The organism is Candidatus Enterococcus ikei (assembly GCF_017316105.1).
Lineage (GTDB): Bacteria > Bacillota > Bacilli > Lactobacillales > Enterococcaceae > Enterococcus_L > Enterococcus_L ikei.
In genome coordinates this window covers 12,251-38,344 of record NZ_JAFLWD010000008.1, presented here as the reverse complement: position 1 = coordinate 38,344, position 26,094 = coordinate 12,251, and the positions used below count along the sequence as shown (strand labels likewise).

At 36.3% G+C, this 26,094-nt stretch carries 24 protein-coding genes and 1 pseudogene; 1 reads left to right on the top strand and 24 read right to left on the bottom strand.

Annotation, left to right across the window (positions count from 1 at the left end; translation table 11 throughout):
* Positions 1–13: 13 nt before the first annotated feature.
* From JZO69_RS03360 to JZO69_RS03290, 15 genes and pseudogenes are all read right to left on the bottom strand, one after another.
* Complete coding sequence (locus JZO69_RS03360) at positions 14–1,171, bottom strand: histidine kinase (protein WP_207111484.1); 1,158 nt, start codon at positions 1,169–1,171, stop codon at positions 14–16.
* A 68-nt stretch (positions 1,172–1,239) separates the two neighbouring features.
* Positions 1,240–2,571 carry a H2O-forming NADH oxidase gene (nox, locus tag JZO69_RS03355; RefSeq protein ID WP_207111483.1) on the bottom strand — a complete coding sequence of 444 codons (1,332 nt, stop codon included), beginning with the start codon at positions 2,569–2,571 and terminating at the stop codon, positions 1,240–1,242.
* A gap of 19 nt (positions 2,572–2,590) precedes the next feature.
* Positions 2,591–3,331: a hypothetical protein gene (locus tag JZO69_RS03350; protein ID WP_207111482.1), complete on the bottom strand. Its 741-nt coding sequence runs from the start codon at positions 3,329–3,331 to the stop codon at positions 2,591–2,593.
* A 15-nt stretch (positions 3,332–3,346) separates the two neighbouring features.
* Complete coding sequence (locus JZO69_RS03345; protein ID WP_207111481.1) at positions 3,347–3,997, bottom strand: phosphate propanoyltransferase; 651 nt, start codon at positions 3,995–3,997, stop codon at positions 3,347–3,349.
* A gap of 289 nt (positions 3,998–4,286) precedes the next feature.
* Positions 4,287–4,538: pseudogene (locus JZO69_RS16585) on the bottom strand (BMC domain-containing protein); the annotation flags it as partial.
* Between the two features lie 44 nt (positions 4,539–4,582).
* The gene (locus tag JZO69_RS03335; protein ID WP_207111479.1) at positions 4,583–5,167 is read right to left on the bottom strand and encodes a BMC domain-containing protein; all 585 of its coding nucleotides are present in this window, start codon (positions 5,165–5,167) and stop codon (positions 4,583–4,585) included.
* 21 nt (positions 5,168–5,188) lie between these two features.
* Positions 5,189–6,139, bottom strand: a complete 951-nt coding sequence (cutD, locus tag JZO69_RS03330; RefSeq protein WP_207111478.1) for a choline TMA-lyase-activating enzyme — start codon at positions 6,137–6,139, stop codon at positions 5,189–5,191.
* Between the two features lie 18 nt (positions 6,140–6,157).
* Entirely contained in the window at positions 6,158–6,436 is a 279-nt protein-coding gene (locus tag JZO69_RS03325) for a hypothetical protein (protein ID WP_207111477.1), read from the bottom strand.
* Positions 6,436–7,452, bottom strand: a complete 1,017-nt coding sequence (locus JZO69_RS03320; RefSeq protein WP_207111476.1) for a DMT family transporter — start codon at positions 7,450–7,452, stop codon at positions 6,436–6,438. Before JZO69_RS03320 ends, JZO69_RS03325 begins: the two co-directional genes overlap by 1 nt.
* A gap of 131 nt (positions 7,453–7,583) precedes the next feature.
* The gene (gene cutC, locus JZO69_RS03315; RefSeq protein WP_207111475.1) at positions 7,584–10,124 is read right to left on the bottom strand and encodes a choline trimethylamine-lyase; all 2,541 of its coding nucleotides are present in this window, start codon (positions 10,122–10,124) and stop codon (positions 7,584–7,586) included.
* 47 nt (positions 10,125–10,171) lie between these two features.
* A complete protein-coding gene (locus JZO69_RS03310) occupies positions 10,172–11,308 on the bottom strand; it encodes a 1-propanol dehydrogenase PduQ (RefSeq protein ID WP_207111474.1) in 1,137 nt (378 codons plus the stop codon).
* Positions 11,309–11,324: 16 nt separating this feature from the next.
* Complete coding sequence (locus JZO69_RS03305) at positions 11,325–11,585, bottom strand: EutN/CcmL family microcompartment protein (protein ID WP_207111473.1); 261 nt, start codon at positions 11,583–11,585, stop codon at positions 11,325–11,327.
* Positions 11,586–11,600: 15 nt separating this feature from the next.
* Positions 11,601–13,091, bottom strand: a complete 1,491-nt coding sequence (locus tag JZO69_RS03300) for an acetaldehyde dehydrogenase (acetylating) (protein ID WP_207111472.1) — start codon at positions 13,089–13,091, stop codon at positions 11,601–11,603.
* Positions 13,092–13,109: 18 nt separating this feature from the next.
* Positions 13,110–13,853: a propanediol utilization microcompartment protein PduB gene (gene pduB, locus JZO69_RS03295; protein WP_277989617.1), complete on the bottom strand. Its 744-nt coding sequence runs from the start codon at positions 13,851–13,853 to the stop codon at positions 13,110–13,112.
* 50 nt (positions 13,854–13,903) lie between these two features.
* Complete coding sequence (locus JZO69_RS03290) at positions 13,904–14,194, bottom strand: BMC domain-containing protein (RefSeq protein WP_207111471.1); 291 nt, start codon at positions 14,192–14,194, stop codon at positions 13,904–13,906.
* Positions 14,195–14,605: 411 nt separating this feature from the next.
* On the opposite strand from JZO69_RS03290, the gene JZO69_RS03285 reads away from it, so the two are divergent.
* Positions 14,606–14,785 carry a hypothetical protein gene (locus tag JZO69_RS03285; protein WP_207111470.1) on the top strand — a complete coding sequence of 60 codons (180 nt, stop codon included), beginning with the start codon at positions 14,606–14,608 and terminating at the stop codon, positions 14,783–14,785.
* Here JZO69_RS03285 and JZO69_RS03280 read toward each other — a convergent pair.
* From JZO69_RS03280 to licT, 9 genes are all read right to left on the bottom strand, one after another.
* The gene (locus JZO69_RS03280) at positions 14,778–15,575 is read right to left on the bottom strand and encodes a MurR/RpiR family transcriptional regulator (RefSeq protein WP_207111469.1); all 798 of its coding nucleotides are present in this window, start codon (positions 15,573–15,575) and stop codon (positions 14,778–14,780) included. The two genes, JZO69_RS03285 and JZO69_RS03280, sit on opposite strands and share 8 nt — an antisense overlap.
* Positions 15,576–15,586: 11 nt before the next feature.
* The gene (aguA, locus tag JZO69_RS03275) at positions 15,587–16,684 is read right to left on the bottom strand and encodes an agmatine deiminase (protein ID WP_207111468.1); all 1,098 of its coding nucleotides are present in this window, start codon (positions 16,682–16,684) and stop codon (positions 15,587–15,589) included.
* A gap of 117 nt (positions 16,685–16,801) precedes the next feature.
* The gene (arcC, locus tag JZO69_RS03270; RefSeq protein ID WP_207111467.1) at positions 16,802–17,740 is read right to left on the bottom strand and encodes a carbamate kinase; all 939 of its coding nucleotides are present in this window, start codon (positions 17,738–17,740) and stop codon (positions 16,802–16,804) included.
* Between the two features lie 10 nt (positions 17,741–17,750).
* Entirely contained in the window at positions 17,751–18,842 is a 1,092-nt protein-coding gene (gene aguA / locus JZO69_RS03265; RefSeq protein WP_207111466.1) for an agmatine deiminase, read from the bottom strand.
* Positions 18,829–20,235 carry an APC family permease gene (locus tag JZO69_RS03260; protein WP_207111465.1) on the bottom strand — a complete coding sequence of 469 codons (1,407 nt, stop codon included), beginning with the start codon at positions 20,233–20,235 and terminating at the stop codon, positions 18,829–18,831. The genes aguA (JZO69_RS03265) and JZO69_RS03260 overlap by 14 nt, the downstream gene beginning before the upstream one ends.
* 91 nt (positions 20,236–20,326) lie before the next feature.
* The gene (ptcA, locus tag JZO69_RS03255) at positions 20,327–21,352 is read right to left on the bottom strand and encodes a putrescine carbamoyltransferase (RefSeq protein ID WP_207111464.1); all 1,026 of its coding nucleotides are present in this window, start codon (positions 21,350–21,352) and stop codon (positions 20,327–20,329) included.
* 254 nt (positions 21,353–21,606) lie between these two features.
* Positions 21,607–23,037, bottom strand: a complete 1,431-nt coding sequence (locus JZO69_RS03250) for a 6-phospho-beta-glucosidase (protein WP_207111463.1) — start codon at positions 23,035–23,037, stop codon at positions 21,607–21,609.
* A 41-nt stretch (positions 23,038–23,078) separates the two neighbouring features.
* The gene (locus tag JZO69_RS03245; RefSeq protein ID WP_207111462.1) at positions 23,079–24,962 is read right to left on the bottom strand and encodes a beta-glucoside-specific PTS transporter subunit IIABC; all 1,884 of its coding nucleotides are present in this window, start codon (positions 24,960–24,962) and stop codon (positions 23,079–23,081) included.
* Between the two features lie 106 nt (positions 24,963–25,068).
* A complete protein-coding gene (gene licT, locus JZO69_RS03240; RefSeq protein WP_207111461.1) occupies positions 25,069–25,905 on the bottom strand; it encodes a BglG family transcription antiterminator LicT in 837 nt (278 codons plus the stop codon).
* Positions 25,906–26,094: the final 189 nt, after the last annotated feature.

The following is a 26,094-nucleotide window of genomic DNA, read 5'->3' as shown; positions in this document are numbered from 1 at the left end:
CGTCATCCTCTGGTTATACTGTTAATCCTTTTGATGCTGGAATCATAACCTCTACAGCTAATTCATTTAACGTTTCTACTAGTTGAACACGGGCTTGATCCCCTAACAATTCAATCAATCTTTCATTACTTTTGGCGATCACTTGCTGAAATTCATCTTCTATAACACACGCTCGTTTTCTTTTCGAGACAATTTTCTCTTGAATAGTAATCACAATAGTTCTGTTTATTTCAGCAACTGTAAATAACAAAAAACAATCATCCCCGTATTTCGGCAATCTAGTTTCTAATAATTTTTCTACAATTGGAATCAGAGTCATCACAGGTATACGGTAATCTACCAACTCGGAGGAAAGATTCACTTGATACGATAAACGATTAGCAAATTTAGTTGTGCTGATTTCCAAGTAATTACTTAAATAACTAAATGCTTCTTTTAAAGAAATACAGTGATTTTGCGATTGATAATTATAACGAATCACACTAGATAATTTATAAACGGCTTCTTCCAGTTCAGGATTTTCATTAAAATGGGCTAACCTTGCTAATGTAGTGAGTGAATTAAATACAAAATAAGGTGTCAGCCCTTTGATATTGTCCTGATTTTCTATATGCTCAATTTTTTGTGATAAAATTTTTAAATTATTTTCCGTCTTCTGCTTCTCTTTTTTTAATTTTTCCATTGTCAAAGTTTGAGATAAAAAAGCGGCAAACACTGAAGCAAAATTCTCTACTTTTTCTAAATCATCCTCTTCAAAAAGATGTAAGACATTGATTCTTTCATTTGCACCAGCTTTATCGATATCAGATACAATCAATAAATTGATATCTGTCTCATCTTTAAAGAACGGGCCGAAAATCAACAGACCACGCTCGTTTCCGCAGTATTGAAACGGATAAACAAACTTACTTAATCCATAGCTACAACGATGGCAATATGGGGTGATTTTCTTTTTCCTAAAAATACCACTGCTGGAAGGACAAGAAGAACAATCCGTTGATCGTTTACAAAAGCTTTGATTGGCTTCATCGACCGTTGAATTTCCTTTATCGAAAGATTGAAAATGCGTACGCACCTTAAATGGAAACCTTTTCAACAATTCCTGAGACTGTTCAACAGTTTGCTGAGAAAGCTCTGATCTGGTGTAGACAGTTAAATAAACATTTTCCACACAACTTGCTCCTTTTTAATACATTTATGTCATACTCAGAGTATAACATAAATAACATTTTCTGCAATTTAAGCTTTTAATGCCGCCATCGTTAAATAATTATATGGTGTATTAAAATGGGGTAAAAAGAATATATCCAACAACTTCAATTTATCGATAGATAACTGTTCCTGAATTGCCAAAGAAAAAACATGAGTCATTGCTGAAACATCCAATCTTGAAGCAAGCTGAGCACCTAGAATTCTACGCGTTTTTTTATCGTAAACAATGCGTAATGTCACTGGTTCATTTTCAGATTTCATAAATAAAGGTTTTTGATAATCTTGGTGTTCAACGTAGGCTGCGTCTGGATTTTGCTGTCTTGCATTTTTATATGTCCAGCCCGTTGAAAATAAATTTAAGCCAAAAATTGAAATACCATTTGAGCCTTGGACTCCTGCAGTTTCTATTGGAATACCACACGCATTAGAACCCGCAACCACACCACTACGAACGGCATTTGTTGCCAAAGCGATATAATCTGTTTCGCCTGTGGTATTATTTAAAATAGTGCTACAATCACCAATTGCATATACATGTTTCTGACTGGTTTGTTGGCATCTATCTACAAGATATGCACCGTTTTTAAATAACGCTAACTGTTCTTTTCCAAGTAAGTTGTTTGGTTTGAACCCCACTGCTAAAAAAACGAAGTCTATCGCATACTCACCTTTATCAGTCACTAATTTTTCAACATGACCTGACTCGTTGCTTTTAAACTCACTAATTTTTTCATTAAATTGTCCTTTAACTCCTCTTTCTTCCATATTTTTAGCCATCATATCAGAAAATTCTTTGTCATAATAGCCACTTAGACATGTCGAAGCGGCATCGAAAAGTCGAACATTTTTTCCTCGACGTTTACAAGCTTCTGCCATCTCTACTCCAATATAGCCAGCACCAACTACAGCAATATTTTTGATAGATTCATCTTCTAGAATTTGATTGGCATACACTGCTTCATCGAATGACTTGATAAACTGAATATTTTTGCTTTTTATTCCTGGTAACGATGGTAAAATCGGAATTGAACCTGTCGCTAAAATCAGTTCATCATATGATTCTTGCCATCTTTTGTGCACATTTGATACAAAAACTAATTTTTGTTCAAAATCGATTTTTTCTACCACAGTCTCTAGATTAACTTCAATTCCTTTTTGTTGTAACCCTTCTTTTGATGTATAGAACAGTGATTCTGGCTCATCGATTTGTTCCCCCAACCATAAAGCACTGCCACAACCTAAATAACTGATTCGATTAGATTTTTCAAAGATAGTTACTTTGTTGTCTGAATGATCAACAATTGTATTTGCCGCAGCAATACCTCCGTGATTTCCACCTACAATCACAATTTTTTTCATGAGGTTTTCCCCACTCCTTTTAGTTTGAATAATTGATTTTTATCTGATTGTTCGTTATATGATCTTTAGCTAGCTCTGTTAATTTAGCATTTTTTGCTAGCGTGACTTGTTTCTTGTTCACAACATCTTCATAAGTAATAAATCCCGATAATACATGCTCCTCCAAATGATCAAGCATTTGACCATTTTGGGGTTTCACTTGGACAGATTCTTTGGAGACAGTTACACCTATTGCCGTTTCAATGGTTGATTTTAGTTGAATACTTTCAATAAATTCGACACCTAATCTTTCAAGGATTTCTTGATAGTATGCAAACATTTTTAAGTAATTATTCTTATTCACGGTCTTTTTCTCTTTAGATAAAAATTCAGGAATCAGTGTCCATATATTTTTTTCCATAATTAACGCTTGTTGCAAGGCATATAACCCATCAGTATCAGCTATACATAACGCACCTTTAGTTAAAAATTCTGTTGTCATATCAGGAATAAGGACAAAATCACAATTACTTATACTTTGTTCAATCTGTCTGAAACCACAGATTTGCTTGCCAAGTTTAGCAATCAAATTAGGCTGCTGTGCTTCTTCAATATATTCTGCTGATAGACAATAAAATAATTCAAGCGATAAATCTGCTAAATAATCATAACAAAACTCTTGGTAGTTACTTGCTCCAGTCAAAATCACTAAAGCTTTACTACTCGGTTTCGGTGTTTTTTGTAATAATCTTATCAGTTCTTTGATCAACTTCTCATCCATGCTGTTCACCTATTTTCACTTTTTCGGCATGATAGTAATCATTTGATTGTTACTGATTCCTAGCGCATTGGCCTCATCCATATCCAGATGGCATTCTAATAGAAATTGATCAGATACACGAATCACGACCTCATCTAATGTTCCACCGCGTTCACCTTCTACTCGAATTGAAACAAGTTGGCGGTCTATTACATTTAATTGTTCCGCTTCTATTGGCGTCATATGGATATGTCTCTTAGCAATAATCACTTTCTTTTCCATAATAACCGAACCAAAAGGTCCAATTACAGTCAATGTTGCTGCATTAGTTAAGTCTCCAGATTCTCTAACTGGTGGCTTAATACCTAAAGTAAAGCTATCGCTTTTTGAAATTTCAATTTGTGAAACTGGACGAACCGGTCCTAATACGCGCACTTTTTCAAATGTTCCTTTAGGTCCTGCGATTAAGACGGTTTCTTTTGCGGCATATTGACCTGGCTGTTTTAATTCTTTGATTGGTGTTAGTTTATAACCTTCCCCAAATAAGCTTTCTAAATCTTGTTGGCTCAAATGAATATGCCTATTCGATATACCGACTGGAATGGTATTTTTTATACTATCGCTAGGAATCGCGTTTTTTTCATTTAATAATCGAATCAATTGTTTTACTAATTGTTCATTTGTCATTCCATACATCCTTTCAGTCTTTTTTTAGTAACTATTTCTTTGACTGTTTGGTTTGCTTTTTAGTAGTCTTACTCTTTGCTAATTTCTTCACTGGTAATTTTTCTTTTGTTTTTTCAGAAATGATCTCACTCTCTTTTTCAGCTGGGTTTTCATTTATCTCAGTTTTATTTAGTTCATTTTGCTCTTCAATTTTTGGTGTGGCTACTGTTTCCTGAACCATTTTTCGTTTTTTCTTTGTGTTAAGAATATGATTGATTTTTAATACTTCATCCATTGAAAAAATAGAGAGTATATTTGGATACAATCTCGGAATAACGTGATAAGAAACAACTTTCCCGACTTTTTCTGCTGCAATGTGCCCTGCATCGATTGCAGCTTTTACTGCACCTACATCGCCAGCAACTATCATCGTAATCAATCCAGATCCAACACGTTTCGTTCCGACAAATGTCACATTTGCTGATTTCAACATGACATCAAGTCCTTCAACTGCTGGAGGAAATCCTTTTGTTTCAATCATTCCAATCGCTTCTTGATTCATCTTCTAACCCTCCTTTTTTAGGCTGCTCCAGCTTCTTTAACTGGCTAATTATCTTTTTTCATCTTCACTCCAATTACTTGTTGTAGAAATTGTTCTGATGGTGATGAAATGGTTGTGCAATTCACACTATATTTATGCATCTGGCTAGATTGTTTGACTGTTTCTATCGCAGTTGTTACATTTCCAACCTCTCCATTGACCAAAAAATAACCTTTCCCCGCCATTCCAATTGTTACTTTAATTTCAAGTAGTTCAACTGCCGATGCTTTTAATGCCGTATCGCATAATTTAATCAGTCCTACAGTTGAATTGACTTCTACAATACCAATTGCACTTAAGGTGCCAGCTATATGCTGTTTTCTATTTAGTCTGTAGATAATCTGTGGTGATACACGGAAAATCGCTGTAGTTTTGATAATTTCTTTCTTGTATTGTTCTTTAAAAAAATCTTCTGATTGTTTGATTTGACCAACGACTCCTGTATAAAGAATCAGATAACGGCCGGGACAAATTGCTTTTGATAGGTGAATATTTACTTCATAATTTTTAGTCAGTTCATTTAAAGCTTCCATTCCCTTTGCCATCGATTTCAGCTCGATCACACCAATAGAATCTTCTTGATTTCCCATTTGAGCCGGCCCTCCTTTTTCTCAATGCTTGACTACTCTGATTGGCAAATCAAACTGAGCCATGTATTCCCTGATATTTTCAAGCTCATCATCTGTATAAGACATATCAATATCTTGTAAAGGGTAAGCTTGACCTAATTGTTCATATTTGGCCACCCCAAGTTTGTGATAAGGTAAAATATCGATACTCTTTAAGTGACCGTTCGTGTAGATTTTTTTAATATACAAAACAGTCTCTTTTAATACTTCCAACGAATCGTTCAACCCTTTGATCAACGGCATTCTAACTGAAATCGTAGCTCCAGCTTGAAACAACTGTTCCAAATTTGTCATAATTCGTTCATTTCTTGCTCCAACTAATTCACGATGCCGTTCTGGATTAAAATGCTTCACATCAAATAAAAATAAATCAGTCACATCAACAAATTTTTTCATAGTTTCCCACTTTGTATATCCACACGTTTCAATCGCCGTATGGATCCCGTTATTCTTACATTCAGCTAAAAGTTCTACCGCAAAATCACCTTGATACGTCACTTCGCCACCGCCAAGAGTAACACCACCATTTGAACTCATGTAAAACAGAGTATCTTGTAAGATAACATCCATAACTTCTGATACAGTCATATCTTGACCCATCACCTTCAAAGCATTTTTAGGACATTTTTCTTCACAAATACGGCAACCGCTGCAAGAAATTTCACGATCAACAAAGTGTTCTTTCTGCCCATCGATCGTCGTACGCATTTTGTGGATATTTCTTGGGCAAACTTTAGCACAAATCCCACAATCATCACATAATGATTTTTGTTTCATTACTTGAAAACCAGGTTCTACACTTTCTGGATTCGAGCACCATTTACACCGTAACGGACAGCCTTTAAAGAAGACTAGCGTACGAATCCCGTCTCCATCATAAATAGAATATTTCTGGATATTAAAGATTCGGGCCGTTTTTTTTGCTGATAACATCTTCTCCACTACTTTCCATTATTTTTTCGGCAAATATTTTCTCAACATCTCTTTTCCAGCATCATTTATCTGATATGTTGTCAATAACTGATTGTGTTCATTGATACACGCATCTGCTTCATCTAATAAACCATTTTCTTTTAGTGCAAGTAAGTGATCTAAAAACGCCACTTCATTAAATTGCTTTTCAGCGCCATATTCTGGATGTAAACAAGTCATCAATTCTTGAAAATGCATTTTTTCCTGTTCTAATTCTTTAAGAACTCGAAAACGCAAAGGTAACAACGTTTCTGCCATTATGCTGCCTCCTTTTTAAAAAACGAAAGCGGATTGACTGATACCATGATTGCTCCAAAAGTAATTAACAATGCACCTACAATGACTGTCGGTGTAATCGCTGAAAAATCTTGAGAAACCACTGCTGAAAAAATAATTCCCCACATAACATAAGTACTATTTAAAGCCATTCCTTTGGCTACTCCACACATACTATTTGCGTTATACCACTGTAAAAATGAAACAGCTGCAACCAATGCGGCTAAAGCTAACACGACTAACGTTTTTGGTGATTGAAACACATGTTGGAAAATACCAAACCCATTTACTAATGGCATTACAATCAAAAAGAATGTTAAACCCGATGTAATATCACGAATCGTGATTGTTACTTTGGGATCAAGAACAGAACCGCCAAATGCTGAAAGCACACCTTCAAGTCCCCACCCTAAAGCAGCAACTGCGGCGCAAATAATACCTAAATAAAAATTCTCTACATTCCCCTCAGGTGGTGTATAAGAAATAACTACTGCACCAACTACACAAATAGCCATACCTGCCCAAACACGTTGAGTAATTTTTTCTTTTAAGAAAACAGCTGAAAGTAACGCACCAACTACTGGACATAACGCAGATATCGGCACCGCATATGTTGGGCCAGCAAAAGCAATACCCAATAGATATGCACCTTGTGCCACAGGTCCTCCCATTAAGGCTGCTAAACATGTCATTTTCCCTGGAAATAATTTTAAACTTCTAAAAATTTCTTTTAATCTACCTTGATAAGCGTTATAAATAATTAGCCAAACCGCTGCTAAAAAATCATTGAACCCCGCAAAAACCAAAGGTAGTGCATATGCATTTGGTTCATCTGAAAATAAAAATAGCGAGATTGCTAAAGCTAATAGTGCACTGTTCAAGCCAAAGAGTAAGCCAGAAGATAAACCATTTAACAGCCCTTTTCGTTCAAAACTGCTTGCTTGTTTGATTTTTGCTTGTTCAATATTGTTGACACTTAGATCGTTTACATTGTTCATTTTTTTCCTCCCTCTGTATATTGAGGTTGAGTAAAAAGTTGCTTAATCATCTTGATTACGTTGCGTGCATTAAACAACTTTTACTCACCATTACTTGATATCGAGAACGAATATACTCTCTAAAGTGAGTATTAGAAATGTTCGATCATTGTCCGACTAATAATTTCATCTTGTACTTCTTTACACAATTCAACAAAGTAAGCACTATAACCTGCCACACGAATAATCAAATCACGATATTGCTCAGGATGTTCTTGGGCTTTTAATAACAGATCATTGTCGATATAACTAAATTGCATCTGCCCATTTCCTAAAATCGATGCTGTCCGCAAGAGATTGATCAAACCATTCTCTCCTTCTGGCGTTTCTAAAATTCCTTTAAGCAATTTAAAGTTATGCACCATACCAATCGTCATACTTTCAACACCTAATTTACTAACTGATTTAATAATCGCTGTCGGACCAAATTTATCAGCGCCCTGACTTGGAGAAATCCCATCAGATAGTGGTACCCACGCATTTCTGCCGTTAGGTGTTGCAGCAGTCATTTCACCAAATGGCGTGTTGTTTGAAATCGATAATGTGCCATGACTCATTTTCGAATACAACATGTCATATTGTTGATGTTCTCTTTCAGTCCAGTTAATAATTTCAGCTGCAATTGAATCCGCATAATCATCATCATTTCCATATTTCGGAGCGTCTAAACAATCACGTTTGATTTGATCATATCCAACAAAATCAACATCTAAAGCTTCTTTGATTTGTTTTAATGTGTATTTACGATCTTCAAAGACTAATTTTTTGATAACGACCATTGAATCAACATACGTTCCTAAACCAGACCAAACTAGCCCCGGACCATTGTTGACTACTGCTCCACCATGTGTGACATCTTTTCCAGTATCCATACATCCTTCTACCATTAACGACATCAATGGTTTTGGTGCAACTTCTGAATGGACTCGTTGACTGATCACCGTTCCGATTGCTGATAAATGAACGATTCGTCTCAATTGTTCTTTAACAGCCTCATCAAATTGTTCAAATGTTGTAAACTGATCTAAATCACCTGTATCTATCCCTTGTTTTGAACCATGCCATTTCATGATCCCACGATTTAAAACAAATTCAATCGCAATTGGCCATTGTGTATAGCCTGTAGATGTCCATTGGTAGATTCTGCCAGATTTTTGCGGTTCAACACAACCCATTAAACAATAATCACGCGCATCTTCAATACCAAATCCTTTTGCCAACATCATCTTGATATGAGAATCATCAAAGTGACAAGCTGGAAATCCCATACCTGCTTTTACGACTTCAACAATTTTTTTCAAATATTTTTGCGGTGACTGATTATGAATGCGACAAGCCAATGAAGGTTGATAAACCTTTGTCATGCGGATCGCTTCCATGATGGCATATGTCAATTCATTCGTCGCATCTCCACCAGTACGTTTTACGCCACCGACTGTACAGTTGATGAACGGTTGGTAGCCAGCAAAGAACTTAGCTCCCCCTTCACTAGACAACCACATATACTCAGAACATTTGATAAAGAAACAACCTAACAATTCGATTGCTTCATGTTCAGTCATTCGTCCAGCTTCAAGATCTGCTTTATACATCGGATAGATATACTGATCTAATCGTCCTAAAGAAATACCCGTTTGATTTTCTTCAATAACAAATAATGATTCCATTGTCCAAATCGATTGCAATGCTTCTTTAAATGTTTTAGGCGGATTTGCGGGAACTTTCAACAAAACTTCAGCAGTTTCTAAAAGTTCAGATTTTCGAACTGGATCGCTTTCTCTCAAGGCTAATTCTTTCGCATGATCAGATAACCGTTTAGAATAATTTAAGATACCATCGCATGTTTCGATTTCGGCTTTGTAAAAATAAATTTTTTCAATGTCTTCTGGGTTACTCATAGATAGTTCAGCGAGTTTATTCTCTGCTTCTTCTTTGATTTTATTGATTCCTTTTTTGATCAATAAAATATCATACCCTGGGCATGTATCGCCTCCACCATTAATTTGGTGATAGGACAAATCACTGACAAAAGCTTCGCCTGAAAATTCCCAAAGTCCAGCTTCTTCATACTGTGATTGGCAGACTTCATCTAACGAACGTGTTTCCCAAAACGGAAAAATTTCTTCACGGAGAACTCTTTTCGTTTCATCCGTAATTTCAAATGGATCTTGAGGTCGTGAATCAATCGTATCAAGTTCATCTAACACCCAACGCCAAGCAATATCTGGAGCAACAGCTCCTGCACGGGGACGTCCACAAGGGTGACCCACAATCAGTTCATTCTCTTGAATGAGTAAGGGTGCTGTTTCACAAGCGTGTTTAAACGCTTTTGCCCGCAAAATGATTTTAGGCATGCCCCAATGTTTTTTTGCAATTTCAGTTACTGCTTTTGCTCGATGGGCCGTTACTGAAGGACGAATCGTTAAATAATGATCCTTCAATTTTTTCAATCTTGGACTAAATGAACTTAATTCATCGCCTTGAGTCGGTGCAGTATTGGATATAATAACAGGATCATCCTCTTTTAATTCTTGAATGATGCCTGAAAATAACTTAACTAATTCTTGTGACTCTGTACTGGATAAATTTTTAGTTGCATCCAGTAATTGTTTTTCTAAAAGATCCGTATTCATTCACTTTTCCTCCTTTAAATTAAAAGCACACTGTGATGCTAGCTTACTTAGAAACGTTCTCCTCTAAATGCTTTAGAACAAATATAAATCAGTTCTTCCTCGTTTGGCAGACGAGGTGTAGCAACAGTACAGTTGTCTTTTAATGCAAGCTGTCCAATTTCTTTTAGCTTTTCTTTTAACGCTTGTTTTTCTACGCCCATTTCAGATAATGACGTAGGTACATCCAATGCTTGATTTAATACTTTGATCGCTTGGATTAAATTTTCACAACTTTGTCTGGTCGTTCCTCCTGATATACCTAAAATTTCTGCCAAATAAGCATATCTTTCTGCAGTTTCTATTTTTATTTTATCTGTTAATCCAGCGTTGTATGCAATTACATGAGGCATCAAAACTGCATTCGTTCTGCCATGTGGAAGATGAAAAATCCCACCAATTGCATGGGCTAAACTATGATTGATACCTAAAGCTGCATTTGTAAAAGCAATTCCTGCCATACAAGAAGCATTATGCATCTTCTGTCTTGCTTCGATGTCTTCACCATTTTGATAGGCTGTCAATAAATAATCGAAGACCAATTTGATTGTTTTTTCAGCTAACGCATCTGAAAAATCAGAATGCTGTGTTGAAACGTATGCTTCTATTGCATGACATAGTGTATCTAGGCCTGTATCAGCTGTGACATTCGCTGGTACAGATCGAACAAATTGTGTATCAAGAATTGCAACATCCGGCGTCATTTTTTCATCAATGATCACTAATTTGTCGCCAGACATTTTAATCACTGAAAAGGCTGTAACTTCAGAACCTGTACCACTAGTTGAGGGGATACAAATAAATAATGGTTTAACTATTGATTGACTCATTTCGATGGAATATAGAATGCCTTTAGCTGTATCAATAACTGATCCACCACCGACTGCAATCACAACTTCTGGTTGAAATGCTGAAAAAATTTTGATGCCTTTAGTGACCATTTTTATCGTTGGATCGGGCTCTATATCAGAAAAAAGTTGAACTTGAAATCCATTTTTTTCTAGTTTTTCTTTAACGATTTGAGCATGACCAATTGTAATCATCATTTCATCACAGACTATCATTGCTCGATTTCCTTGAATTGTGTCTAAATAATCTAGAGCTTGATTGTCAAAATATATATCAGTTTTTAAATTAAAGCGTCTCATTCTTCTCCTCCTATACTCACGGCTGAATTTGTAATTGTTCTACAATTGCAACGATTGCCATATTGTCCTGAAACGTTTCACACCGTTCCGAGGTGGAGTATTCTCCTAATAAAACGATATCTTCAACACCAGCACCAACTTTATCTATAGCAACGTATAGATCTTCTTTCAATGTCATGTGCTGATCGATTTTTTGGACGATCAGTAATTTTGCCCCAGTTAATTCAGGACTTTTTTGATTTGATATGATTCGTCCTATTACTTTTCCTAGGATCATCGTTTTCACCAACTTCTATTGTTTAACACGCTCAAGTAAGACTTTCAAAATCGCTGCTATATCTTCAGTTTCCTGCAATTCTTTTGTCGATGGACAGCTAGCATTTTCTTGGTTAGCCCCAGCTCCTCTTAGGTCATCCAAGCTTCTAACACCAAATCCGACTTTACGAATATTGACTAGATTCCATGGACTTACATTATCTGATGTTGAGCCGTGTCCGATTGCACCACACCCTAATGTCAATGCTGGCGCTAGATTTGTTGTAGCACCGATTCCGCCAATTGCCGCCGGAGTGTTCACGAGTATTCGATATACAGGCTTTTTAAGGGCAAATTCTCGAATCACATCTTCATTTTTTGTATGAACTGTTAAAGTATGACCTTGACCTTCATTCGTCAAAAGTTCAATACAACGTTCACAAGCATTCTGCCAATCCTTCTCAGTATAATACGCTAAAACTGGGCATAATTTTTCCCTCGAATATGGATTTATGGAAGATATTGGTTTACCATTTTGATTTGAAACCAAAATTTTAATAGAATTATCAACTGAAAATCCTGCTTTTTCCGCCAAAAATTGTGCACTTTGTCCAACAACTGCTGCATTGATTGCACCATTTGGTTTCAACAAATAGTTTCCTAAGAGATCACTTTCTTCATTTGTCATAAAATAGGCACCTTGTTTAAGCAACTCTCGTTTTACTTCTTCAGCAATAAAATCTTCAGCAATAATTGACTGCTCTGACGCACAGATAACGCCATTATCAAAGGTTTTACTAGTAATGATATCTTCAACTGCTTGTTTGATATTAGCAGATCGTTCAATAAATGCTGGCCCGTTGCCTGGTCCTCCGCTAATGGTTGGCGTTCCAGAATTGTATGCTGCTCGAACCATTCCTTCTCCACCAGTTGCTAAAATAAGTGCGACATCTTTATGTTTCATCATTTCTTGCGTCCCCTGTAAAGTAAGCGTGTCAAGATAGCCGATCAAACCTTCTGGTGCTCCGGCTTCTATTGCAGCTGCGATAATAATATCTAATGTTTTTTTTGAACATTTCTGTGCATTAGGATGTGGGGAAAAAACAATCCCATTCCCAGATTTTAAAGCAATCAATGATTTATAGATTGCTGTAGATGTCGGATTAGTTGATGGAATCAAGGCCGTAATCACGCCTAATGGGATGCCTATGTCCATCGTTTTGTTGATTTGGTCTTCTTGAATGATTCCTAATATTTTCATATCTCGAATGTATTCAAAAACACGTTGGCTAGCAAATGTATTTTTTATGACTTTATCAGATACTTTTCCAAAGCCAGTTTCTTCATGAGCCATTTGTGCTAGCTCTACTGCATGCTCTTTAGCTTTGATTGCAACATGTTCAACAATGCTGTCGATTTTTTCAACTGAAAATTCTTTAAATTGTAACTGTGCTTTTTTTGCCCTTACTATGATATTTCTAGCTTCTTGAACAGAGCGCAAATCCTTATCTATTTCAACTAATACCATGTGTTCAGCCTCCTTCGCTTAGAATGTTGGCACTCCTTGGGATTTTGGTATTTCTCCCATTGAACGTAAAATGTTTAATCCAACTTCTCTTGCTGCAATCACAGACTGGCGAACTGCACCTGAATCACCTGTTACAGTTACTGCGATCTGATTGGCAAAGCTAGCATTTTCAACTGCTAAATATTGAACGATATCAACGCTGGCTGTTTTTAATGCAGTATCTGCCATAACTAAACCAACAGCTGCAGGACCTCCGATTACAATACCAAACGACTTGCCTTGTGTTGCTCCATAGGCTTTTTCTAAAGCTAAGCTAGCACGAGCCGTATAGTGAAATTCTACATGTCCTGACTCACTTGTATAAAAATCACCAAAATGATTTTCAGTAGATTGCAGCATGATTTCAACCGCACGACGTACATCTGATACATCATGAGCAGCAAAAATAACTGTGGCACCACGACCAGCACCGCTTTTAGTATCTCTTGCAAATTCGATTGACGCGATTTCTGTATTAGTAGCTTTAACTGCATCGTCAGCTGCCCAAATTAAAGTCGCACCACAACAACGTGAACTAACAAAACCTACGGAACGATAACTTGAATCTAAGTTGATCTCTTTTCTCAACTGAGTATCCAAATTAGCAATGACCAATCCGACTGTCCCACCGACTGTGGCACCTACATATTCAGTCACAGGTGTTACTTTTTCCATTGAATTATTCCCGCCAGTTAACACTTTTTCTAAAATTTCAGAATTCATTATTCATTCTCCTCTTCTTTGTTATTGATTGCGTTTACATTTAAGTTCGATTATTCAGCATCTATATCATGTTTGATGAGAATTTTATCAACATCTACATGAGGTCTTGGAATCACGTGTGATGAATTGATTTCGCCAACATTTCTTGCAGAAGCAACACCACTATCAACGGCTGACTTTACTGCTCCCACATCACCTCTTACCATTACTGTTACTAATCCTGAACCAACATTTTCATAACCCACCAATTGTACATTTGCGGATTTACACATTGCATCTGCTGCTTCAATAGCTGCAACCAAGCCTTTTGTTTCGATCATTCCTAACGCTTCGTGAGACATAGTATTTACCTCCAAAATAATTATTGTTTACATGTTTTAGTTTAACTTGTAAAATTCATAGATTTTTTTAAAATAAAGACCTTCTATTGTAAAAAAGAGAGGTTGTGAAAGAAATTGTTTGTCGCTATCCTGTTTTTTTATTATTGAAGATATTCATATTCTTCATAACAAATTCAAACGAATTCATACTTTTTTCAAGCTTTTTTATGTTTGATTTAATCTATTAAGGTTATAGTTTAATCATAGTAAACCACCAATAATTTTGTGGATGAACGTGGTGTTAAAACTCTTTGAGGACTAACGGATGTTTATTCTCGACCCGATGAGGTGTAGGTTCGAATCCTACCGTCCACGTACGTGCAACTTTAGCACTTGATTATACAATATCAGCTTTGAAAGGAAAGATGTCTTATGAAAAAAATGATCGTTACAGGAGCAACATTATCTGCAATTACCTTAGCTGCTTATTCATTTTTGAAACATACACCTAAACATCAACATGATTATGGCAAACTATATAAAAAAGTTGTCTTGAACGATTTGTGTTCAAGACAACTTTTTTATTATTTTTTCACAAGTTTAGTTATTTAAATAGTAAATGATACTCTCCTTCTTCAGCACTATCTAAGAATTGATATAAGATCAATTCCATGATCGCTAACATTGAAATATGCGAAGTGATTTCCATTTTATTTAAAAAAAATTCATCTGTAAAGACATAAAAATTAACATCGCTCATATTTTGAACCACGTTGTTATCTGCACCTGTAATTGAAACAATTAGTGGATGAGTAGCATTTTTTAAATGCTGCATCAATTGAATCCATTCTTCATCTTTGCCCTGATAAGTTAAAATAAATACCAGATCTTCAGCTTTGATCTGCTTTTGGACAACTGCCCGCATCGATTGATCTTCTGGAAACACGACCAAAAAACCAGCTGCTACAAATAAGTATCTTACGTATTGCATCAGCTGCTTATTCATCCCTTTAGCAAATAAATAGATAATTGGCTTTTTTTTCAACCGTTCCCCCACTTTGATCAGACTATTTTTATCGATCACCCGAACAGATTCATTGATATTTTTAAGATATTCTTCTCGATAATCTTTTTGGGAAACAACAAATGGGCTAACTTTTTCTTCTCTTTTCTGGTTTAATAGTGTATATTTGATGACTGTTGTAAATTCACTATAGCCAGAAAAGCCGATTTTTCTAACGAACCTCAAAAAAGTCGTGGTAGATACAAAACAATCATCCGCCACTTCACGAATGCTTTTATTTTTAATTTCATTTAAGTTTTTCACAACATAGTCAAATAGTAGATGTTCATTTTTGGTTAATTCTGCAACATGAGGGTTTACCACTTCAAAAAAGTCCATATACTTCCCTCCTACCTAATTTTAGGAATACTTTGCGCAATACAATGAATATTTCCGCCGCCTAACAAAATTTCTCGAGCTGGAACACCAATAATTTTGCGATTTGGGTATAGTTTTTCTAATAGTGATCCAGCTACTTGATCATTTTTATCATTAAACAAAGGATAAATAATGCCCTCGTTAGCTGTGTAATAACTAACATAACTAGCAGTCAGTCGGTCTCCTGGAAATCTTGGCAGCATGCCGTTTACTGGGTCTACTCCCTGACTTTCTTCTGTTGTGATATACATTGGTTCTGGCATCAACATTTTATGGATAATTAGTTTTCGTCCTTTTGCATCAGTTTCATTTTTTAGCTGTTCATAAGCTGCTTTAGAAATCTCATATTGAGGATCATCAGGGTCATCTGTCCAAGTTAGAACAATTTCACCTGGACGGATAATATTAAGCATATTATCGATATCACCGTTCGTCTCATCCAAAAAGAAACCTTGTTTTAACCAAATAATTTTTTCTACAGTGCAGTATAATTTTAAAATCGTTTCGATTTCCTCTTTTGAACGTTTACCATTTCTCCCTTCAGAAAGTAAAACTTCTTCTGTTGTATATAACGTTCCATCACCATCAAAATGAATCGAACAACCTTCTAAAATAAATTTCTCTAGAGAATAATAGTCAATCCGATTAAACTCGCATAATTTTTCAGCGATCAAATCGTCTTGATCCCACGGAAAGTAGAGTCCATCTAATAACCCGCCCCAAGCGTTAAAACGCCAGTCTACTCCCCGAACGTCTCCTTTCTTATTTATTACATAAATTGGGCCATAATCTTTGATCCAAGCATCATTATTACTCATCTCCATCACTCGGATTGATTCTGGTAGTAATTGTCGGGCATTTTTATATTGCTTAGCAGAAACCAACATCGTTACTGGTTCAAACATCGCAATCGTTTTGGCTACTTCAGCATAGGCTGTTTGTGCTGGTTTTCCACCATTACGCCAATTATCAGGTCGTTCTGGCCAAATCATATAAGTTTCTTCATGTGGCTCAAATTCTCCTGGTACGAAAAAACCATCCATTTTAGGATTGCTAGTTGTTAATTTCATACGAGCTTGTCTCCTTTACCTCATCAGTCGCTAGTGTTTTTATATGTAAGCGATATATTTTAATATATCAGAAAGAAAGAGTAGAAACTAGTTTTTGCCTCTACTCTTCTAATAAAACTAAGCCGTTATAATTGTACCAGTTTCTTCAGTCAACAAATTTTTGATATTTTCTAAGGAGGTGATCACGGCTTTGCCATTGGTATTTTCTTTAATAAATGTTATTGCGGCTTGTACTTTAGGCAACATACTGCCTGGTGCAAACTGATTTTCTTCCATATATTTCTCCATATCAGCAACCCTGACTTTCGTTAGATCAGATTGATTCGGTTGATTAAAATTGATGCTGACATGATCCACACCAGTTAAAATCACTAACATATCCGCATGAATTAAAGCGGCAATTTTTTCAGAAGCGAAATCTTTATCAATCACAGCTTCTACTCCTTGATACGTATCATCTTTCAAAATAACTGGAATTCCTCCGCCGCCACCTGCAATTGTTACAATACTATTTTCGACCAGTTGCTGAATCACTGGATATTCAACGATATCGATCGGTTTTGGTGAAGGAACGACTTTACGATAACCGCGGCCAGCATCTTCTATATACGTTGCAGATGTTTGTTTTTTTTCTCTCTCCATTTCGTCCTTACTTAAAAAAGGACCGATGGGTTTACTTGGTGTTTGAAATGCTGGATCTGTTTCACTGACAACCACTTGGGTCAAAAGAGTTGCTACATTTTTTGAAATATTTCTTTTTTTCAATTCATCAACTAAAGCGTTCTCCAACCAATAGCCAATACTACCTTGAGTCATTGCAACAGCGGTGTCAACAGGCATTGCTGGATTTTTTTCTGTTGCACCTACTTGCTGTTGTAATAATAAGTTCCCAACCTGTGGCCCATTGCCATGCGTGATGATCAATTCATGGCCTGCTTCAATAAAATCTGCTAAATAATAAGCTGTTTGTACTAATGCTTGTTGCTGCCCTTTGGCACTAGGATCTGTGGTTAAAATGGCATTTCCTCCCAGAGCGACTACAATACGTTTTTTCATTTATTTCACCTCACTTTGGTACTTGTTGGGTAATACAGTGGATATTCCCACCGCCTAAAAGAATTTCTCTAGCAGGAACACCAACAATTTTTCTATCAGGATATAATTTTTGTAATAACGCAATGGCTTTTTCATCATTTGGATCATCGAATAAAGGTAAAACGATCCCGCCATTTGCCGTGTAATAATTTGCATAACTAGCAGCCAAACGATCCCCTTTTTCTCTAGGCAATGTTCCTGCTACTGCATCAACTCCTAAACTTTCTTCTTCTGTAATTAAAATCGGTTTAGGTACATATAATTTATGAACAACTAGCTTGCGGCCCTTGGCATCTGTTTCGTTTTCTAAAATGTCCAAACATTCTTTTGAAATTTCATATTGGGGATCGTTTTTGTCATCTGTCCAAGCTAATACAACTTCTCCTGGTTTGGTAAAATTCACAATATTATCTACATGACCATTAGTTTCATCTAAATAAATACCACGCTTTAACCAAATGATTTTTTCTAGTGACAAGTATTCTTTTAGAACTTGTTCTATTTGTTCTTTTGAAAGCTGCGAATTTCTACCTTCTGATAGTAGACATTCTTCTGTTGTGATCAATGTTCCTTCACCATCTACATGAATAGAACCACCTTCTAAGACAAAATCATTTAAACGATACCGATCAATCCACTCTACTTCACAAATTTTTTGTGCCACTTGGTCATCTTTATCCCAAGGGAAATAAAGACCATCGACTAAGCCCCCCCATGAATTGAAGGTCCAATCTACACCACGAATGTCTCCTTCATCATTCTTCACAAAGGTCGGTCCACAATCTCGAACCCAAGCATCATCGTTGGCAATTTCAACAACACGAATATCTTCTGGCAACATATGACGGGCATTATCATATTGTTCAGCAGAGACACCCACAGTCACTGGTTCAAATTCATTGATTGCAGCAGCAACATCTACAAATGTTTTCTGCGCAGGTTTGCCACCGTTACGCCAATTATCTGGACGTTCTGGCCATAAAATATATACGCCCCGATGCGCTTCAAATTCCCCAGGCATGCGGAAGCCGTCTTTTTTCGGTGAACTATCAATTGTTTTCATGTTTTAAACTCTCCTTCTCTTGATTTTTTTCTGCTTCTTTTTTAACATACCCTTTATCCCCTAAGCGAATACAAATTTCTCCAATGATCGTTGCAGCCAGTGTTCCGATCAAGATCGGTATTTTTTCCGTAAACTCTGTACTAGATAACGGAACAATCGAGAAAAATAAAGTAATAACTAACAATGCCAATGGAATATAAGCAATAATTTTTAATAAAACAGGTCCTCCTGGTACTTTGAATGGTCTTTCTTTATCGGGATCGATTTTACGTAATTTCAAAAAAGCTGGAAACATCATGATATAGGAAAGTAATAATGCCACCACATTCAAGGCAAAGAACGCCCAAAAGATATTTTCATTTGGAATAAACGGTGCTGCCACTACTAACACTGAGGCGACTATTCCATTTACAATGGAAGCACCGACTGGCATTTCATTTTTAGGATTTTCTTTGGCAAACACTTTTGGCATATCATGATTTTTGGCAGCATAAAAAGCAACATAGTTTACGCCCAATGCCCAAGAAATTAGATTCGCCGCTAATGTATACATAAACAATAACCCAATAATGATCACAAACGGATTGATTCCACCGACTAATAAAATAAAGCTATCGATCAGCCCGCCTGAGGTTGATAATTGATCTGCCGGAACAGCTGCTCCCATTCCAAATGCAGCAAATAGGTAGAAGAATGCGATCAAAATACCTCCGAAGATAATAGCCTGTGGAATTTGTTTTTTAGGATTTTCCATATCACTCGCTAACGTTGTAACTACTTCAAAGCCTAAGAAGTTAAACAAAATAACTGAGATAAAACTTAAGCTTTCTAGATCAAAGGTTGGTAATAGTGCTTTTCCAGAAAAATCATTGGCCATCCCTTTGGTCACCGCATGATAGATTCCTAAGACACCTAGGCAAACCATGATCGCTACTTTTGCAAAAGCAGCAAGGTTTAAAATCCATTTACTATCACTAACGGGATAACAGCTAATGAATGTCACTGCCCAAATAAAGACTAATTGACCAATCACTAATGCTGGTGTTCCCAGCTCCAAACCAAAGATCTGTGTCATCACTTCCGTAAAAAGAACAGCCAAGCTTGCCATCCAAATTGGAAAATTGATCCAATAAAACCAAGCGACACGTGCTCCCCAACGACGGCCAAAAGCCATTTTGACCCAATCATAGATGCCACCGTCTCCTGTATACGTGGTCCCTAGTTCAGCAGAAATCAAACCATAGGGCAGGAAGAATAAAATAAGTAAAATACCCCACCAGAAAAATTGTGATGAACCGATTGCAGCGGCAGGAGCAGCAGATTCAACAACAAGTATGACAACAACTGCCATTAGAACTGCGTCAAACAACCGAAATTTCTTTTTTTCTTTCATGTTTTGTACGCACCTTTCATTAAGGAAATGGAAATAGAAGTAGAAAAGATTTTATGATCGACTCCACTTCGTTTCCATCATTTCTCTAAATTCACTTAGCAACTACAGCATTTCTCAACATTAATTCAAATTCAGCATCATACTGTTCACCAACTGCTTCACTAGCATAATCTAAGTACGGATTCATAAAGTAAACTAATAATGAACGCATTGCCGTTAAACGATTTTCAGCTTCATCTAAAACGATAGAGTAAGGAGCATCTAATACTTCGTCTGTCACTTCTTCCCCTCTTGTTGCAGGTAAACAATGTAAGAATTTAACATGAGGTGCCGCTCTATCGATCAAGCCTTGATTTACTTGATATTTTGGATAGAAGGTCGCCATCCGTTCTTCTTCTGATAATTCAGCTTCATATAAGCCATACCAAACATCTGTATAAATAAAATCGGCGTCTTTCATTGCTTCTTCTGGATCTTCTGTGATCAAAACACTGCCGCCAGAAAGCTCAGCATTTTTACGACCGATTGCCAATGTTTCTTCTTTGATTTGGAAACCTTTTGGTCCGAATTGAACAAAATCCATTCCCATTTTTGTTGCCATAAACATCGTAGAAACACATACTTGAGTTGCATCTCCTACAAAGACGATTTTACAATCACTAAGTTTTTTACCTACTGGCAAATGTTCTGTCATTGTAATGATATCGCCTAATTCTTGTGTGGGATGGTTATAATCACTCATACCATTGATAACTGGGATCGTTGCATCTTTTGCCAGATCGACAATGGTTTGATGACGTTCAACACGAGCCATTAAGATATCTACTAAACGTGATAACACACGAGCTGTATCTCCTAAAGATTCATGACCACCCAATTGAATTTGTCCCGGCGCTAAATATTGTGCATGACCACCAAGTTGTGTCATTGCTGTTTCAAAAGATACTCTAGTGCGCGTTGACGACTGTTCAAAAATCATTCCTAATGTTTTATCTTTTAAGAGCGGCGGATAGTAGCCATTTTTAATTGATTCTTTTAATTTTAAAGCGAGTTGGATCATAAAATCGATTTCTGCTTTCGTAAAATCATTTGTATCAACAAAGTCTCTTTTTCTCATCATTGCTTCCACCAATCCATTTTTAGTTTTTTATTGTCGGATTCCTCGAGTTTTCCTTTTGACGGATTAAGCATACATCGAAAACCACTCTTTTTGAAGCGTTTTCCAAACTCTTGATGAAGTGCAAAGCAGCTTGTATTTTGTTCCATTTTGCGTAACAGGTTACATAGATCATTTAAGTTCCATACAGCAAAAAGGACAAAAACGAGGGTTAGCTCCTTGCTTTTGTCCTTTTATTGTAATTAAGAATAGATTTAGTTCGTTAAATCTTCTCCATTAGTCGCAATGACTTTTTTATACCAGTCAAATGATTTTTTCTTCGAACGTTTCAACGTACCATTGCCCTCATTATCACGGTCTACATAGATAAAGCCATAACGTTTTTTCATTTCCCCTGTTCCAGCTGAAACAAGATCGATACAACCCCAGGTTGTATAACCTAATAAATCAACCCCATCAAGTTCTACGGCATCTTTCATCGCTTGAATATGAGCTGCTAGGTATTCGATGCGGTAATCATCGATCACATTGCCATTTTCGTCTGGTGTATCTACTGCTCCTAAGCCATTTTCAACGATAAACAATGGTTTTTGGTAACGATCATATAAGTCATTCATAGTTGTACGTAAGCCTAGCGGATCAATTTGCCAGCCCCATTCACTTGCTTCCAAGTATGGATTCTTCACTGAGGCAAAGATGTTTCCAGCTGTTTTTTCATTGATTGCTGGATCGGTGGATTGAACTCTTGAAGAATAGTAAGAAAATGAGATAAAGTCTACTGTATGTTCTTTCAATAATTCTAAATCCCCGTCTTCAATCGGTAATTCGATTCCTTCACGTTCTAATTCTTTCAACGCATAGGCTGGGTATTCTCCACGAGATTGTACATCGATAAAGAAGAAATTCTCACGATCAGCCTTGCGTGCTGCCCAAACATCTTCTGGTTTACATGTATAGGCATAGTTTGTTCCAGCTGCTAACATACAACCTACTTGGTTTTCTGGGTCGACTTCATGAGCGATTTTTGTTGCGATGGCGCTTGCTAATAATTCGTGATGCGCCGCTTGATATTTGACTTGTTCCTTGTTTTCGCCTTCTTCAAAATAAAGACCAGCCCCCATAAATGGTGCGTGTAAAATCATATTGATTTCGTTGAATGTTAACCAATATTTAACTAAGCCTTTGTAACGGTTGAAAATCACGTTACATAGATTTTCGTAAAAGCCAACCATTTCACGACTGCGCCATGCACCATATTTTTCCACTAAGTGCATAGGACAATCAAAGTGAGTGATGGTTACAAGGGGTTCTATATTGTGTTTGCGGCATTCTTTGAACAAATCTTCATAGAACTTCAAGCCTTCTTCATTCGGCTCAGTTTCGTCTCCTAGAGGGAAAATACGACTCCAGGCAATTGATAAACGGTAGGTTTTAAAACCCATTTCGCCGAATAACGCGATATCTTCTTGATAACGGTGGTACATGTCGATCGCATTTTGAGCTGGGTAGAAATGTTCGTCGTCAAAAGCAAACATTTTTTTCTCCCCTGTGATTACTGGAAAACGATCTGGACCAACTGGTGCTAGATCAACGTTAGCTAATCCACGACCTCCTTCGTTATAGCCGCCTTCACATTGATTGGCCGCTGTTGCGCCGCCCCATAAAAAGTCTTTTCTAAATCCCATAAAAAATCATCCTCCAATATATTAGAATAAAAGGTTTCTTATTATCGAATAACCTTCATTACTTGTTCACCTTGTTCTGCCAACGCTTTGGTTAATGTAATAATATCTCCAAAATCTGCTGAATTTGTTACAACAACGGGTGTAATTATATTATAGCCTTTTTCAGCAATTTTTTCTAAGTCAAATTCAACTAACTTATCACCAATTTGAACTCTTTGTCCTTTTTCTACAACATATTCATAACCAGTTCCATTTAGCTGAACAGTATCAATCCCAACATGTATCAATAATTCAATTCCTGAGTCACTCGTTAGCCCAATTGCATGTTTAGAATCAAAAACTGCTGTAACTGTTCCTGAAAATGGTGCATAGACAATACCTTCAACCGGCTTCACTGCAAAACCTTTACCTAAAATTTCTTCTGAAAACATACCATCTCCAACTACTGACAAAGGAACTATTTCTCCTTTTACAGGAGTTGCTACATTAATTACATCTTCAGAAATTGTAGAGTTTACTACTTTATCACTTTCACTTTCTTTTTGTGTTCCTTCAGTAACAGGCTCTTTATATAGAATATATGAAATAACAAAAGAAATCACAATACTAATTGCTGCACCAATACAAGCCATATATAAGTGCTTTAACGTATCATCTCCGATATAACTTGGAAGTGTCAATAAACCTGGTGAACCACCGGTAAAGTTTTTTACGCGGCTAATTCCCATGAATAAGCCCCCAAGACCACCACCGATCATCGCTGCATATAAAGGCGTTTTAAATCTTAAGTTGACACCATATAATGCAGGTTCTGTAATACCAAATAAGCCAGTTAAACCAGCTGAAGCTGCTAATTGTTTGATCGAAGAGTCTTTACTTTTAAGTCCAACTGCTAATGAAGCAGCACCTTGCCCTAGATTTGACGCCAACATTCCTGGATAAATAACTGTGTCATATCCTGTTGTCATACGATTATTGATTCCAATTGGAACAAGACCATAATGAGTACCTGTTGCCACAAATAATGGTGTAAATGCACCAATGATTGTTGGAACTAACCAAGGACTAAAGTTTTCCAATGCTTTGATTCCATTTGAAATACCATCGCTGATAAAGTAACCAATTGGGCCAATAACTACTAAAGAAACTGTACCAACAATAGCAATTGTAATTAACGGTTTGCTAAAGAATTTAATCACTTTTGGTGAAACTTTATCTGCAATTGGTTCAACATATGACATAAACCAAACAGACAAGATAATTGGAATAACTGAAGAGCCGTATGTTACAGCAGAAATCGGCATACCGAACAGATGAATTCCGCCTTCTCCGGCTTCTTTAATCGCATTGACCATTCCTACAAAATTAGGATGGAGTAAAATTCCGCCTACCATCATCGCTAAATACATATTCGTTTTAAATTTCTGAGCAGAAGAAGCCGCTAATAGAATTGGCAAGAAGTAAAAAGCAGAATCTGCCATAAAATCAATAATAATATAGGTTTGTCCAGTTTTATCGATCGCATTGAAAACAACTAATAATGAAAGAACTGCTTTTAACATCCCAGCTGCTGTAATTGCTGGTAGAATTGGCGTAAAAATACCTGTAATTGTATCAATAATTTTTGATGCGGTGCCACGATCATCTTTTTCGTTTGACTCCATTTGTTGTCCGTCTAAAGAGGGTATTTCTTTCAAAATTTCTTTATAGACACTGCCCACATCACTACCAATGATCACTTGATATTGTCCGCCTTTTGAAACAACACCCATAACACCTGTAGTATTTTTTATTTCATCTGTTTGAGCTTTTCCCTCATCTTTCAAGTTAAAACGTAATCTTGTTGCACAGTGAGTTAAACCACCAATATTTTGTTTCCCACCGATTTTTTCAATAATCGATTGTGCTAATTCCTGATAATTCATTCCTTTTCCTCCTAAACATAATAAAAACCATAAAAAATACCTAAGAAACCTCTTGTTTCAAAGAGATTTTCCTAGGTATAGCCTGCTCAAACGCAGTAACAATCCTTTAATTGTTGGTTATTCTTCTGATATGAATGGTAAGATAAATCATTTCATCTTCTTGTAAATCACGACCAAATTCTTTTCCGATATATTCACGAATTTTCAGCGCACAAAGGTATTCTTCTTGATATTTTTCTTTTAACATAAACAGAAAACCTTCATCCTTGTCTTTATCCAGCTCAATTCCACTAAACAAACGCTGTACAAAAAACTTTAAGTGTGTGATAAAACGTTCATAATTTAACGTATATTCATCCAAATCAGTTTTATAATGATACTTAACAATATTGATGATTTTTTGAATGACTTTCGTCATCTCAGAAACTTGGCTGACTTGTGAGAGATCCAGTTCAGCATTAACGATATGCAATGCTATAAAACCTGCTTCATCTTCTGGCAGCACAATGTTCAGACGATTAGAAATCATGTTTAATGCTTCTTTTCCGATCAAGTATTCATGATTATAAAAACGCTTGATTTCCCAAAGAAGTGCATTTCTAACAGGTAAACCATTATTGTGTCGTTCGATCGCATAATCGATATGGTCTGTTAATGTAAGATAGATATTTTCATTCAACTTTTTACCTAAAGAAACTTTGGCAAAACCAATAATTTCATTAGCGACCTGTAAATGCTCTAAACGAACATTTGACAATAGCTGAGTGAGTTTATTTGTACTGATGTCTGCATTACTCGTATACACTTTCTCTACAAGAGCATCATCAATGACATCACCTATCGTTTTTTTAAACCCAATTCCTTTACCCATCACCAATACTTCATGACCGTCTGCATCAAGAGACTTTACAATATTATTATTAATTACTTTTTTTACTTCCATGATATCTCCTCAATGAGATTAGATCAGCTAGCTAATTAAATGTTGATAAAAAGAAATAAAGTATAGCCTGAAAATTCAGTAACAATCTTGATTTCTCTTGTTATTAAAACATGAAAGTAAAGCGTTGTCAATAAAGGAAAAAAACAATCCTTGGCTTTGCTATGTATAAATTCCACTAATTAAATATTA